Raw genomic sequence first — 12960 nt, 5'->3', positions numbered from 1 at the left:
AAGTCTAAAATCCAAAATCGTTATGACTCAACTTAATGGGAATCACCTCAACGGCAATCACAAAAACGGCAATCACAAAAACGGAGTCAAGCAAGATTCACAGGTACTTACAAAACAACAGAAAGCTGCTCAAAAGTCTTTAACTAACTCAAACAATCAGGAATTTGAGCAATCCATTGTCTTACGCCAATCTCCAATTTGGTCGCGGACAATCATGGTTACTCTAATCCTGCTAGCCTGTTTTGGAATTGGTTGGGCTTATTTTGCAAAAATTGAGCAAGTAGTGCCAGCAACAGGGCAATTAAAACCGCAAGGAACAGTCAAAGAAGTTCAGGCTCCTGTTAGTGGAGTGGTGAAAACGGTTAATGTTAAAGATGGACAAGAAGTCAAGCCAGGAGATTTGTTGCTGACTTTTGATTCCATCGCTTCTGTTGCTGAATTAAATTCTTTGAAAAAAATTCGCGTTGCATTAATTAAAGAAAACGACATTTATCGGCGATTGATGGGTGCAAGTACCGCCACGGGTTCGGAACTGTTATATTTGCGCGGTAATTTGCCACCAGAAACTGCTTTTCTGCTCAAAAATCGGGCAGGGTTAGTAGGAGAAAATGAATTATTACGGACTCAATTAAAAAAATCCGGTCAAGATTATACTCTAGGAATTGATGAACAACAACTTCTACAAGTTGCCAAAAAAGAATTAGACTCTCGTTCCTCAGCCGCACGATTGGAAGTAGAAAAAACCAAAAAACAACTTACTCAAAATCAAATTAAGCGGGAAGATAGTAAAGTAAGTTTAGCTATTCAACAGGGAATTTTAAATAAGCTGAAGATATTAGCAGAAGAAGGTGGCATTTCTCAACTTCAGTATCTCAACCAACAACAAGAAGTACAAAACCGCACGGCAGAAGTAGCACAACTAGGTGAGGAAAACAAACGCCTCCAGTTTGATATAGAAAAAGGACAACAAGAGTTAAGCAATACGGTGGCTGTTTCTGATAAAAACATTTTGGATAAGATAGGTGATAACAAACAGCGTATTGCCGAAATCGATAGCCAATTCATGAAAGTTGTGCTGGATAATGAGCAGCGTTTGGCAGATGTCAATAGTAAAATATCTCAATCACAGTTAAATGTTAAATATGAAGAACTCCGTGCGCCTGTAGCCGGAACAGTTTTCGATTTACAAGCAAAAAACCCTGGATTTGTAGCGACTCCGACTACCAAACTGCTGCAAATTGTCCCAAATGAAAACTATATAGCTGAAGTTTTCATCACTAACAAAGATATTGGTTTTGTGCGGAAAGGGATGAAGGTAGATGTCAGAATTGACTCCTTTCCTTACAGCGAGTTTGGCGATATCAAGGGAGAAGTGATTGACATCGGCTCAGACGCATTACCGCCAGACCAAACACATCAGTTTTATAGATTTCCGGCAAAACTTTCATTGGATAAACAATCCTTAGTGATTAAAGGTAAAAACGTCACCTTGCAATCAGGTATGTCTATCAGTGCCAATATAAAAGTGCGTGAAGAACGGACTGTGCTGAGTTTATTCACTGAGTTGTTTACCAAGCAAATTGATACTCTTAAAGAGGTACGTTAATTTGTTAATTTGTAAAAGTGATGTCTACAACGGGCTGTGACGCTCTCTACGAGACGCTGCGGGTAGCTTGCTTCGCCGTAGGGGTACGCTATCAGTGACGCAAATTCATCGCTACTTACACCTCTTGATGTGATCAAAGCGCAGCTACGCCCGTCGTGGACATCGCTTGATCATAAAGCTTGAGAGAAAATTGTTAAAAGCCTATTACATCAAGATTTGACGATGGTTAATTCTCAACGCATCGAACCCGCTCCCGGACAAGAATCAGTTTGGGATTACCCCCGTCCTCCTCGTCTGGAGGACACAGGTAAACATATCCAAATAATCTTTAACGGAGTAATAATTGCAGATACCCACAACGCCAAACGTGTTTTAGAAACTAGTCATCCTCCTTCTTACTACATTCCCCCTGCGGATATCAAAATGGAATATTTGCAGCTGACACCACAGTCTAGCTTTTGCGAGTGGAAAGGAAGTGCTGGTTACTACATAATCAGAGTTGGTGAAAAAGAAGTCCATAATGCTGCGTGGTTCTACCCCAACCCTACACCAGCTTTTGGATCTATGAAGGACTATGTAGCTTTTTACGCTCATTTAATGGATAAATGCTACGTGAATGGCGAAGAGGTGCAACCACAACCAGGTAACTTCTACGGTGGTTGGATCACCAGTGATATTGTTGGGCCTTTCAAAGGCGCTCCTGGTACTTGGGGATGGTGAGCCAATTTGAGATTTTGTGGAAAGTCGGAGCGCCGGTTTTCCAAGACAGATTTTGGATTAACCAGATGCGATAGACCTCTTGCACGAATGCAAAACTACCCTCAACCCCTAACCCCTTCTCCCAAAATTGTGAGAAGGGAAGGTAATTTCAAAGTCCCTCTCCCAAGGATGGGAGAGGGATTTACGGTGAGGGCTTTTGATTCATGCAAGAGGTCTAATATTAACCGAAGTTGCTAGTTATGCATTCGAGCGATCGCCATCTGTAGAAAAATCTTAATTTATCTTTCAGACAGCGATCGCTCTTTAGCCCAACGCTCTAGGCTAATGCCGCTACCTTCTCTAACAATCCCTGAAACAACCTCAAGCCATCGCTACCCCCTAGCATTGCGTCTGACGCCCTTTCAGGGTGCGGCATCATCCCCAACACATTGCCCTGACGATCGCAAATCCCGGCAATATTGTTCAGTGAACCGTTGGGATTTTCCCCTTCATAGCGAAACACGACTTGCCCGTTATCTTCAATTTCTGCAAGAGTGGCTTCATCAGCGTAGAATCGCCCCTCTCCGTGGGCAATGGGCAAAGTGATAACTTCACTATTGGTATAAGCTTGCGTCCATAAGAGATTAGTCCGCTCAACTTTCAAGGGAACGCGATCGCAGATAAAATGCAAATCCCGATTTCTGGTTAACACCCCTGGCAAAAGTCCAGCTTCAGTTAATACCTGAAAACCGTTGCAAATACCAATGACAAACTTACCTTTTTGGGCGTGTTCGACAACCTGTTGCATCACGGGTGAAAACCGGGCGATCGCACCGCAGCGTAAATAGTCCCCGTAACTAAAGCCACCAGGGATGATAACGACATCCAAATCAGCAATGTCGGTTTCTTGATGCCAAACCATGCGAGTCGGTTGTAAGAGCAAATCTCTGGTTACATAAGCAACATCGCGATCGCAATTAGAACCTGGAAAAACAACAATGCCGAATTTCATGATTAGTCAAGGGGAGTGGGGAGTGGGGAGTGGGGAGTGGGGAGTGGGGGAGTTAGGAGTTATAAGAATTCTTCCCCAATGCCCAATTCCCAATGCCCAATCCCTAAAATACCCCAGTTTGAGTTTCGACCTCAATCAAATCAAAGCGGTAATTTTCAATTACGGGATTTGCTAGCATTTGGTCACAAATGCGATCGAGGTCTTGACGCGCTTTTTTCTCATCAGTCGAGGTGATGGTGAGTTCGATGTACTTGCCAATCCGCACCTGGTCAACGTTATCGTATCCCAGTTGCTGAAGACCGGATTGTACAGCCACACCAGCAGGGTCTAAGACTGAAGGACGAAGCGTCACGAAAATTTTGGCTAAATACTTGGTTTGCACGGGCTTTTGCTGAATGCTGCGATCGCTATACTATAACTTTCTGTTCCAACTGAGTGAAAATAAGATTACGAAGCGGTTAAAGTTAATTGATCAATTAGCCCATCTAACAGCTTCAACTACAGTGGCATATTTAAATAATTGTCTATGAGAGCCATACGCACCCGCAGTCAAGAGCGTATTTTCAACCTACTGAAAACCATCAAAAAAGGCATTTCCGCCCAGGATATTTACGTAGAATTACGTAACACTAATCAGAGCATGGGTTTAGCCACAGTTTACCGTTCCCTAGAAGCCTTAAAACTCGAAGGCATGGTACAAGTGCGGAATTTGGCTAACGGTGAAGCCCTCTACAGCCTAGCGCAGCAAGACAAACACCATCTTACTTGCTTGCAATGCGGTGTCTCAATTCCGATTAATCAATGCCCCGTCCATGACTTAGAAGACCAGTTAGAATCCAGCCATAAATTTAAAGTTTTTTACCACACCCTAGAGTTTTTTGGGTTGTGCAGTCAATGCCAGGTAAATCAAGCTACTGAAATTGATCAATAGTCATACTAATTTTATGTGAGGAATAAAGCGGGTTTTACTTCTGAATTCACCAATTATGACCCCTGAATTCTGGTGTCATAAATGCTTTATTCAAATAAAACTCAACCAACTAAATACATCTGCAACTCTTAATTGCCAATTTTCCAAAACACTTAAAACGGGTAAAATATCTTGATTCTCTTTTAATTCTGGTAATTTATTGGGTTCAAAAATCATGATTGACTCATCAGCCGAATCGAGCAACCAACCTAGCTTTGCTCCATTTTGAATAGAAAATGTAATTTTGCGGATAACTCGGTTGGGTGATTGTTCTGGTGAGAGAATTTCAATTATCCAATCTGGAGGAATTTCAAATTTATTCGCAATTGTACCTTTTGCATCAAGGGGAATTTTTTGCCATTCAAACACAGCAATATCTGGTACTATCGAAAGTCCGCTAAACGTGCAGCGTAGTTCAGTAAAGGCATAAGCTAATTTTTGTGGTTTTGCAACTTGATTTATGGCAGAAGCTAATTCAATTTGTAAAGTGCTATGTTTTCCTTGTGGCATAGGTTTTTGGGAGATTTGCCCGTTAAAATACTCGCTTGCTGGCTTTGTCTCCGGTAGTTTTAAGAACTTTTCTACACTTAGTACTGTGGTTGGCTGAATAGATAACGTCATAATTTACAACTTATTAGAACTTGATTATTCCATCACAGAAGAATGCGACAAGTAGCGCGACGCCGCATAGCCCGTCGTAGACATCGCATTCTCCTGACTAGCCATTGTAATTTTATCAAATGGGTCAGATAGAATATGAGGCGTAGCCCGTCGTAGACATCGCGCTAGCTTACCGTCAGGTATTGCCTAAAATTTATAGTGTTGTAGAAAGGAATCGATTTACGCGAATAACTTTTCCTATTAATGTCGATTCCGTAGAAATCACCGCATCAATATTTGTTGCTAATCGATTCCAGTCTAAATCATCTTTGCACGCGATTATCCCCGTATGGTCGGGTTTAATCTTATGTAATTTAAAAAAATCACGCCGATTAATAGTTAATACAGCCCGATTTTCTAATATCGCCAAATCTAACACCATATCATCCGAAATTCCGGCTTTACCTGCTTCTTGTATGGTGATAACATCATGTCCAAAAGTACGTAATAATTCTACCAATTTACGGGGGAACTGCTCATCTGCTAACAACCTTGCCATACATCAACAAGATATTTTAAGAAGCATCTAAAATAGCATCAGCTTGTTCTTGTTCGTCAATAGCAGTATCAATTTCGTAAGGGAATGCTTCAGCATAAAGCCATGCTGTTACCAAGTCAGCTGCGCTAAGTTGAGGATATTGATCTAGAATATCAGCATCTTTAGCACCTTGTCGTTGATAACTTACCAACAACCAAACAGGAATACGCCTTCCAGCAATACAAGCGTCAGCACCCATTACACCAGGGGTTTTGTTAATTCCACGATTGTTGCTACTAATACCTTGGGTTAGGATGCGAATTGCTTCTACCTTTTGGGCTGGTGTTAGGGATAGTAACTGTGTTTCTAACTCTTGGGCTGTCATTGGAAACTATCTAAGATTAACTATATTTTTATCGGGCTTGAGAATTTACTTTATCGTCGTGTATTTGACGCAAGCAAGAACTGCTACTACTAGCCAGAGTGTTACTATTTGGACTGAAGGCTACTAAAAGTACCCAGCTAGTATGTCCGCAGATAATCTTCAAACATTCATCTGTATTGTTGTCTCATCATCTTATGGTTTGGTTAATACTACCACTAGCTATAGTGCTACCGTCTGAACCAAAGCGAGTAATGGTGTTGAAAAATGAACGTCAAAAGACAAAGTATTACTGTTGAAGAATTGTTAAGACGTTACGCTGCTGGGGAGAAAAATTTTGTTGGTATTGAGTTCAGTTACAGTGACAAAGGATTGAGAGGCTGCAACCTCAGTGGAATTAACTTGAGTGATTCCAAGATTGCGGTTTACATGGCTGATGTTAACTTGAGTGGGGCTGACCTGAGTAGAGTTTATATGCCCCAAACCAACTTGGATCGAGCCAATCTCAGTAGTGCCAATCTCAGTGGTGCTATCTTGTGTCTCGTTCCCAGTCTCAGACTGGGAATGCCTATGGGAGGCTCCGCCTCCCTTGCTGGCGGCTCTGCCGCAATGAGTAGCATTTCCAGCCAGAGGCTGGAAACGAGGTTTGAAAAGGGTTTTAACTTAAGTTGACACCAATGCCCCTCCCCACTCCCCACTCCTAACTAGGGCGGTTATTTTCTAACCCTGGTATTTGCTTAGAAAACAACTCGTTAGAATCAACCTGACCATTTGAGATAACTGAGCGCATACCCTCAAAAGCAGCAGGGATAGTGCGCGGATCTATAAATAAGACCTTGCTGCTATCGCTTTTACCAATTATCGCGCCCATATCCAGATAGCCCAAAGCAAACAGAACTTCTACTGCTTTATTGGCATTGGGATTAGTCTGGAGCTTTTGGGCGATAATTTCTGTAGATTCTGCGATCGCCTGGGCTTTTAGAACTTGCTGCTGACGTTCAGCTTGAGCTTTCAGAACGATCGCCTTTTGTTCAGCTTCCGCTTGCAGAATTGTCGATTTTTGACGAGCTTCCGCATCCAATATTTGCGCCTCAGCTTTACCTCTAGCGCTATTCACAGCAGCTTCGCGTTCACCCTCAGAAGTTAAAATTGCTGCGCGTTTGCGTCGTTCTGCCGACATTTGCAATTCCATCGATTCTCGCACTGCTTGAGACGGAATAATATCTCGCAGTTCTACCCGTGTCACTTTCACACCCCAAGGATCGGTAGCAACGTCCAAATCCTGTAATAAAAGTTCACTGATATGGGAACGAGCAGTAAAGGTTTGATCCAACTCCAGTTGCCCCATTTCGGCGCGAATTTGAGTCAGCACCATGTTTACCATTGCCGACTGGAGATTTTCTACCTTATACCAGGCTTTTTCCATATCCACAATGCGCCAGTAAAACACTGCATCCACCTCAATACCAACGTTGTCACGGGTGATGCATTGTTGGGGAGGAATATCTAAGACTTTTTCGCGGATAGTTTCTCGGTAGACAACTCTATCTAGGAAAGGAATAACAAAGTTTAGTCCTGGTTCTAGTTTTTTGTTATAACTACCCAATCTTTCCACCAAAGCTTGATTACCTTGATTGACAACTTTCACAGATCCCGCTACGGCAGAACCACCAAGCGCTAAAAAGACAAGCAAAAAGAATTGTTCCATTGTGAATCTCCTAATTTTTAAAAAAGGGAAGGGGATGAGGGAGATGAGGGGGATGAGGGAGATGAGGGAGATGGATAACTTTTAACTCTTAACTCCTAACTCCCCACTCCCCACTCCCCACTCCCCATTAACTAAGAATTCAACAAATTTTCTGGTATCACAATCAAAGTAGTACCTTCTCTTCTAACCACATAAACTCTTTGATGGGGTGGTACCGTAAATTTGTCATCGTCACATCTTGCTTGCCAAGAATTTCCCTCATACAGCACCCGCCCTGTTTTTCCAGGCGGAATTTCTGTTAAGGTTTCAGCTATAACTGCATCCCGAATTTTAGATTTACGTTGTCGTGGTTGCAAAAACCGACGGGAAAGCAAAACTAGTGTGGTGGAAAGTAATAGCCAAGCTACAACTTGCAACCATACACTTCCCAAACCCACTCCAGACAGCAGCGCCACCATAAAAGCGCTAATTCCCATCATGAAGGCGACAAACGCCGATGGTAAGAACAGTTCCATTAGACACAGAACTGCTCCTGCCAGAAGCCAGATTAAGGTAAGACTTGGCATAGCGCCATCCTAAACTCTACATTGACGTAAATGCATTTCTACGATTAGATACAGCCAGACTTAAGTTATTTACGGAAAGCAAAACTTGGTCTTTTTACCAATAATTTTGATTAATTTCAGTAACAAGGTGTAGCTAGCGGTACACCAATCCAGTCTATTCCAGCCTTCAAGTCATTGCCACCTAAAGTTAATCGAAGTTCATGAGTTGATTGGTTTTTTAAATTTATAAAAGTGCAGGATGAAAACCCCCAAGTGAAAGATTCAAATCCAAGAATTTTTGAGTCTTGAACGTTCTTTAGATGGGGGATGAAAGCCGCTCTTGCGGCTCTAACTCTCAGTGACACTTGATGCTATGCTACTTTCAACAAGAAGGGTAATCAACCTGTCTAAAAACCCAGTCACTTAGCAGGTAACGCTGAACGTTCTCTACCAGACGCTGCGCCAAGAGGAGAGAACCACCTCTGGTTTAGTCAACGCAAGGAAGCTAAACTAAGTGGACTCGTTGAACCATGAATCTCCACGTCTTTAGACTGGAGAATGTCAAACCTTTATGATTTCTACTCAACTGATAATTTATTGTATAAATCCAGGCTGTAATAGCCCCATTAATCCTATGGGAGATCGTGTTTGTGCCAGTTGCCAAACTCCTTTAGTTCACCGCTATCTTTGGGCTACTGGCTCATCGTCTGCTCAAATCGCACCAGGTACAAAGGTAACAGACAGGTATGAGGTAATTAAGCACCAAATTTGGCTAGATACTCAACCGGGACTGCCGCCAGATGTACCTGAAGAATTGCCAAAGGAAGTAATTGCTTATCTACAGTTATATCAACGGTTGCATTTGCCCCAGGCTTATGGGTTTGCTAGTAACCTTGAGGGAGATACAACAGATATCCTTTTATTGGAAAATGTGCCGATAGATGAGACAGGAAATATCTATCCAACTATTGTTGAGGCATGGGAGCAAGCAACGGCGGTACGACAAGTTTATTGGCTGTGGCAAATTCTCCAACTTTGGACACCTCTATCAGAATTGGGACTTAGCCGCAGTTTACTCGTAATAGACAACTTGAGAGTCCAAGGTTGGTGTGTGCGATTGTTGGAACTCTACCAAACACCAGCAGATGAGAACCTGAGTTTACAAAATCTAGGGGAGTGTTGGCAGTTTTGGGTAGCGTCTGCAAAGGCATCGGTAGCCAAAGGGTTACAGAACATAGTGCAGCAGATGTGTGAAACTGAGGTTGAGTTAGAGGCTATTAATATTCAACTCAATAATTTACTATTAGCATCTGCGGCAGAATTGCCATTAGTCTTGAAGGTGGCAGGCTCTACAGATATTGGCCCAGTTATGGCGCAAAATGAAGACGCTTGCTACCCCAATTCTTTGAGTAATTTAGATGAACCTTTATTGTCTCACTTGTCGATTGTTTGCGATGGCATTGGCGGACATGAAGGCGGCGAGGTTGCCAGTCAGTTAGCAGTGCAGTCTCTAAAGTTGCAAATTCGCGCTTTACTAACAGAGGTAACACAACAAGCTGTACTTGTACCACCGGAGTTGTTGCAGGAACAACTAGAAGCAAGCTTGCGGGTGGTAAATAATGTGATTTGTGCCCGCAATAACGAACAAAACCGCCAAGGCAGAGAACGCATGGCTACAACTATTGTAATGGCGGTGCAAGTTCCACAACGAGTGCAGACGAGTACTGGGTGGCAATCAAATAATACTCATGAACTTTACTTGGCTAATGTTGGCGATAGCCGTGCCTATTGGATTACTCGCAATTATTGTCAGCTACTGACAGTAGATGATGATGTGGCAACGCGGGAAGTACGCTTTGCTAAAAGCTTGTATCGAAAGGCACTTTTGAGAGTCGATGCTAGTGCCCTAACTCAAGCATTAGGGACAAGAGATGCAGAATCTTTGCGTCTCAAGGTTCAGCGATTTATTGTGGAAGAAGATGGCATCTTGCTACTGTGTTCTGATGGTTTAAGTGATAATAACTGGGTGGAACAATCTTGGCAGGATTATGCAATACCAGTGTTAACAGGTGAATTGACAGTTGAAGATGCTGTCCGCAACTGGATTAACTTGGCAAACGAAAAAAATGGGCGTGATAATACCTCTGTTGTTCTCACTTATTACCGTGTCTCCCCAGAATACTTAGTACCTGTGACTCCGGCGTTGCCAGAAGAGATTATAGAAGCAGAAATACAAGAGGAACAAGAGGAACAGGAGGAACAGGAGGAACAAGAGGAACAAGAGGAACCAACTTCTTTCACAGAAAGTTCGCGATCGCTGCTAGATTTGGATCTAGATTTGGATATGTCAGAGGAACCATTTACAAGCCCAGAAATCCCACCAACCTTAATTACAAAACCTAATCGGGATAAACGTTTGGTAATGCTAGGGGGAGTATTAGCGTTGCTTGTGGGGGGTACAAGTCTGGGATTATTTGCTTGGTGGCAATTTAATCCTCAAGGATTCCAGCAGATGTGTCGGCAACTTCCCCAAAGAATACAGCAATTATGTTCGCCTGGAAAGTAGGGATTGGGGATTGGGGAATAGCCTACAGTAAAAATTACCGTAGGTTTCTCAGCTATTGTTAGTGACCCATGTTTTAACGGGAGCGGTCTGACTCGCGACGGGAGTGGTCTGACTCGCGACGGGAGTGGTCTGACTCGTGACGGGAGTGGTCTGACTCGTGACGGGAGTGGTCTGACTCGTGACGGGAGTGGTCTGACTCGTGACGGGAGTGGTGTAACTCGTGACGGGAGCGGTGTAACTCGTGACGGGAGTGGTGTAACTCGTGACGGGAGCGGTGTAACTCGTGACGGGAGCGGTGTAACTCGTGACGGGAGCGGTGTAACTCGTGACGGGAGCGGTGTAAACAGTTTTTGTATTCACAGTGACGATTTAAGTGGTGAACTGATACTGTGAAGCGATCGCACCAGAGATAACTTTACATCACAATGGCAAAGGCGATCGCTAGCTATTTATGGAATACTGTGTTGATATATTATGGCGATCGCACCCATTTTATTGCTGCGCTGTTGCAGCAGATGGGATGACAATTGTGGCAGGGGAGTCGTCAGGGAGAGTGCATTTTTTGCAGTTGGAGAATGTCGAATAAAATATGAACACTTCACCTCGACCCCCAACGCCAATCAATACTCCTTCCTACCCAAGAGAATTTCAACAAGTCATTCTCGAAAAAAGCCAAAACTTTGTTAATCGCGCCTTGGTCTTCACCGCCATATCCAACTTTCTCCAGCGTTACAACCGGGGTTACTTTACCATAATTGGCGCACCCGGTAGCGGCAAAAGTGCCATCCTCGCCAAATACGTGATAGAAAATCCCCACGTTCTCTATTACAACGCCCAACTTCCAGGCAAAAATCGCGCTGAGGAATTTATTGCTACTATCTGCACGCAAATTGCCCAGACATCTCAAGAAACCTCTCTACATGACCTCCTCCAGCAAGTCAGCGATAAGCTAGAACCTCAGCAAAAGTTAATCATTGCTATTGATGCCTTGGATGCTGTTGACTCCACCAACCAAACCCCAGGATCAAATCTCTTTTATCTTCCCAGATATCTCCCGCGTGGCGTTTATTTTCTTCTTACCCGCCGTCCCTATGTGCGAAAACAATCCGGTTTGTTGATAGAAGCACCTTCCCAAATTCTCGACTTAGCAGAATACCCACAACAAAACCACGAGGATATCCAAGCATATATTCGCCGATACGTCAACAATGACGAAGAACTCACAGCACAGCTAATAGCCAAAAGCGAAAACAATTTTCTTTACCTCAGCCAGATTTTACCTGCTATCTCTAAGGAGTTTGATGGACTTCCCCCTGGTTTAGAGGCGTATTATCAACAGCATTTGCACAAGATGATTCCCCCTAACTCCCCAAGCCAAGAGAGGAAATTAAAATCATTTGTGCTGAGTGTATTAGTGCAAGTTTCATCACCCTTATCAGCAGAAGTCATTGCTAGTGCAATAGATGCTGATGAATACGATGTCGAAGAAGTTCTGGAAAATTGGCGTGAGTTTTTAACACTCCAGGAAATTGATGGAGAAATCCGCTATAGTCTTTACCATTCCAGCTTCCGCGATTTCTTAAGCAAGCAAGTAAATTTTGGTTAGACTCTATGGCACTTCTGGGTTGAGTCCAATAAAGACCTAACCCCCAACCCCTTCCCTACTAGCGTTGGGGAGTCAGATTCAAAGCCTATCTTCTTTTAGGAGAGAGGAATGGAAGTGAGGTCAGAGTGCATTCAATAATAACAGCGCGTCTGCTATGCACGAAAATTGGTGAGAGAGTTGACCTGGGGAACATCCGAGAGTGAAGATAAAAGGGTTATATCTCTTGCCAAAGTACTAAGCACATTTGATATCGCTTCATTTTCTTTCGTTTCCCTGGTTTTGGAGTAAAACGGAGGGTGAGGGCGATACGTATTAACGCGGCAAAAACTTGCAAAAGTATGCACGGATAGCTAAAACGTGCCTGGACGCAGAGGGTTAAATGCACCGTCGCACCCCGATGAAGCGTCAAGAAATAGCTGATTAAATCAAATTTAAAACGATTTAATCATATATTTTGTAGCAGATACTTGTGGAAAAGCAAATGCTAGGTGTAAATGTTGTTATGAAAGTTGGCGATCGCGTCCGCGTTAAAGATTCGGTAGTAGTGTATCATCATCCTGAACATCGGAATCAGGCTTTTGACATCAAAGGCACAGAAGGCGATGTAGTAGGTATTGCCACCCAATGGCGAGACAGACCCGTAAGCGCTAATCTGCCGATTGTAGTCCAGTTTAGTAAAAAGTTTAAAGCCCATTTACGTGAAAATGAGTTAGAAGTCATCTAAATCA

General features: G+C 43.2%; 15 protein-coding genes. 7 read left to right on the top strand and 8 right to left on the bottom strand.

Going from position 1 to position 12960, the window contains the following annotated elements; all coding sequences use genetic code 11:
- The first annotated feature begins 22 nt into the window (after positions 1 to 22).
- A complete protein-coding gene (locus V7K30_RS02325; RefSeq protein ID WP_334996719.1) occupies positions 23 to 1606 on the top strand; it encodes an HlyD family efflux transporter periplasmic adaptor subunit in 1584 nt (527 codons plus the stop codon).
- A 222-nt stretch (positions 1607 to 1828) separates the two neighbouring features.
- On the top strand, positions 1829 to 2326 hold the full coding sequence (locus V7K30_RS02320; RefSeq protein WP_334996717.1) for a DUF427 domain-containing protein: 498 nt from the start codon (positions 1829 to 1831) through the stop codon (positions 2324 to 2326).
- A gap of 316 nt (positions 2327 to 2642) precedes the next feature.
- On the opposite strand, the gene purQ is transcribed toward V7K30_RS02320, so the two are convergent.
- Together purQ and purS are read right to left on the bottom strand one after the other, a co-directional pair.
- A complete protein-coding gene (purQ, locus tag V7K30_RS02315) occupies positions 2643 to 3317 on the bottom strand; it encodes a phosphoribosylformylglycinamidine synthase subunit PurQ (RefSeq protein ID WP_334996715.1) in 675 nt (224 codons plus the stop codon).
- A gap of 103 nt (positions 3318 to 3420) precedes the next feature.
- Positions 3421 to 3699 carry a phosphoribosylformylglycinamidine synthase subunit PurS gene (purS, locus tag V7K30_RS02310; RefSeq protein WP_334996713.1) on the bottom strand — a complete coding sequence of 93 codons (279 nt, stop codon included), beginning with the start codon at positions 3697 to 3699 and terminating at the stop codon, positions 3421 to 3423.
- Between the two features lie 144 nt (positions 3700 to 3843).
- On the opposite strand from purS, the gene V7K30_RS02305 reads away from it, so the two are divergent.
- On the top strand, positions 3844 to 4248 hold the full coding sequence (locus V7K30_RS02305) for a Fur family transcriptional regulator (RefSeq protein ID WP_334996711.1): 405 nt from the start codon (positions 3844 to 3846) through the stop codon (positions 4246 to 4248).
- 90 nt (positions 4249 to 4338) lie between these two features.
- Here V7K30_RS02305 and V7K30_RS02300 read toward each other — a convergent pair whose 3' ends face one another.
- The 4 genes from V7K30_RS02300 to V7K30_RS34160 all read right to left on the bottom strand — a co-directional run bounded on the left by V7K30_RS02300 (position 4339) and on the right by V7K30_RS34160 (position 5973).
- The gene (locus V7K30_RS02300; RefSeq protein WP_334996709.1) at positions 4339 to 4908 is read right to left on the bottom strand and encodes a Uma2 family endonuclease; all 570 of its coding nucleotides are present in this window, start codon (positions 4906 to 4908) and stop codon (positions 4339 to 4341) included.
- Between the two features lie 193 nt (positions 4909 to 5101).
- Positions 5102 to 5446, bottom strand: a complete 345-nt coding sequence (locus V7K30_RS02295) for a DUF5615 family PIN-like protein (protein WP_334996707.1) — start codon at positions 5444 to 5446, stop codon at positions 5102 to 5104.
- 16 nt (positions 5447 to 5462) lie between these two features.
- Entirely contained in the window at positions 5463 to 5810 is a 348-nt protein-coding gene (locus tag V7K30_RS02290) for a DUF433 domain-containing protein (protein ID WP_334996705.1), read from the bottom strand.
- A gap of 28 nt (positions 5811 to 5838) precedes the next feature.
- A complete protein-coding gene (locus V7K30_RS34160; protein ID WP_442941038.1) occupies positions 5839 to 5973 on the bottom strand; it encodes a hypothetical protein in 135 nt (44 codons plus the stop codon).
- 101 nt (positions 5974 to 6074) lie between these two features.
- Here V7K30_RS34160 and V7K30_RS02285 point away from each other — a divergent pair, with 101 nt between their 5' ends.
- Positions 6075 to 6479: a pentapeptide repeat-containing protein gene (locus V7K30_RS02285; protein WP_334996703.1), complete on the top strand. Its 405-nt coding sequence runs from the start codon at positions 6075 to 6077 to the stop codon at positions 6477 to 6479.
- A gap of 28 nt (positions 6480 to 6507) precedes the next feature.
- Here V7K30_RS02285 and V7K30_RS02280 read toward each other — a convergent pair whose 3' ends face one another.
- Complete coding sequence (locus tag V7K30_RS02280; protein ID WP_334996702.1) at positions 6508 to 7515, bottom strand: SPFH domain-containing protein; 1008 nt, start codon at positions 7513 to 7515, stop codon at positions 6508 to 6510.
- Positions 7516 to 7646: 131 nt separating this feature from the next.
- Positions 7647 to 8081: an NfeD family protein gene (locus V7K30_RS02275; RefSeq protein ID WP_334996700.1), complete on the bottom strand. Its 435-nt coding sequence runs from the start codon at positions 8079 to 8081 to the stop codon at positions 7647 to 7649.
- Between the two features lie 550 nt (positions 8082 to 8631).
- Here V7K30_RS02275 and V7K30_RS02270 point away from each other — a divergent pair.
- The 3 genes from V7K30_RS02270 (at position 8632) to V7K30_RS02260 (ending at position 12956) form a co-directional block, all read left to right on the top strand.
- The gene (locus V7K30_RS02270; protein ID WP_334996698.1) at positions 8632 to 10626 is read left to right on the top strand and encodes a protein phosphatase 2C domain-containing protein; all 1995 of its coding nucleotides are present in this window, start codon (positions 8632 to 8634) and stop codon (positions 10624 to 10626) included.
- 589 nt (positions 10627 to 11215) lie between these two features.
- Entirely contained in the window at positions 11216 to 12232 is a 1017-nt protein-coding gene (locus tag V7K30_RS02265; RefSeq protein WP_334996696.1) for an ATP-binding protein, read from the top strand.
- 502 nt (positions 12233 to 12734) lie between these two features.
- On the top strand, positions 12735 to 12956 hold the full coding sequence (locus tag V7K30_RS02260) for a ferredoxin-thioredoxin reductase variable chain (RefSeq protein WP_193946031.1): 222 nt from the start codon (positions 12735 to 12737) through the stop codon (positions 12954 to 12956).
- The last annotated feature ends 4 nt before the right edge of the window (positions 12957 to 12960 follow it).

This window comes from Nostoc sp., from assembly GCF_036917655.1.
In the GTDB taxonomy this organism is placed as follows: domain Bacteria; phylum Cyanobacteriota; class Cyanobacteriia; order Cyanobacteriales; family Nostocaceae; genus Nostoc.
The sequence above is the reverse complement of the archived record's forward strand: the minus strand, read 5'-3'. Positions and strand labels throughout refer to the sequence as shown.

Coding starts and splice junctions, on each gene's coding strand:
- V7K30_RS02325 (WP_334996719.1), top strand. CDS start 23: ATGACTCAACTTAATGGGAATCACCTCAACGGCAATCACAAAAACGGC.
- V7K30_RS02320 (WP_334996717.1), top strand. CDS start 1,829: ATGGTTAATTCTCAACGCATCGAACCCGCTCCCGGACAAGAATCAGTT.
- purQ (WP_334996715.1), bottom strand. CDS start 3,317: ATGAAATTCGGCATTGTTGTTTTTCCAGGTTCTAATTGCGATCGCGAT.
- V7K30_RS02305 (WP_334996711.1), top strand. CDS start 3,844: ATGAGAGCCATACGCACCCGCAGTCAAGAGCGTATTTTCAACCTACTG.
- V7K30_RS02300 (WP_334996709.1), bottom strand. CDS start 4,908: ATGACGTTATCTATTCAGCCAACCACAGTACTAAGTGTAGAAAAGTTC.
- V7K30_RS02295 (WP_334996707.1), bottom strand. CDS start 5,446: ATGGCAAGGTTGTTAGCAGATGAGCAGTTCCCCCGTAAATTGGTAGAA.
- V7K30_RS02290 (WP_334996705.1), bottom strand. CDS start 5,810: ATGACAGCCCAAGAGTTAGAAACACAGTTACTATCCCTAACACCAGCC.
- V7K30_RS02285 (WP_334996703.1), top strand. CDS start 6,075: ATGAACGTCAAAAGACAAAGTATTACTGTTGAAGAATTGTTAAGACGT.
- V7K30_RS02280 (WP_334996702.1), bottom strand. CDS start 7,515: ATGGAACAATTCTTTTTGCTTGTCTTTTTAGCGCTTGGTGGTTCTGCC.
- V7K30_RS02275 (WP_334996700.1), bottom strand. CDS start 8,081: ATGCCAAGTCTTACCTTAATCTGGCTTCTGGCAGGAGCAGTTCTGTGT.
- V7K30_RS02270 (WP_334996698.1), top strand. CDS start 8,632: ATGATTTCTACTCAACTGATAATTTATTGTATAAATCCAGGCTGTAAT.
- V7K30_RS02265 (WP_334996696.1), top strand. CDS start 11,216: ATGAACACTTCACCTCGACCCCCAACGCCAATCAATACTCCTTCCTAC.
- V7K30_RS02260 (WP_193946031.1), top strand. CDS start 12,735: ATGAAAGTTGGCGATCGCGTCCGCGTTAAAGATTCGGTAGTAGTGTAT.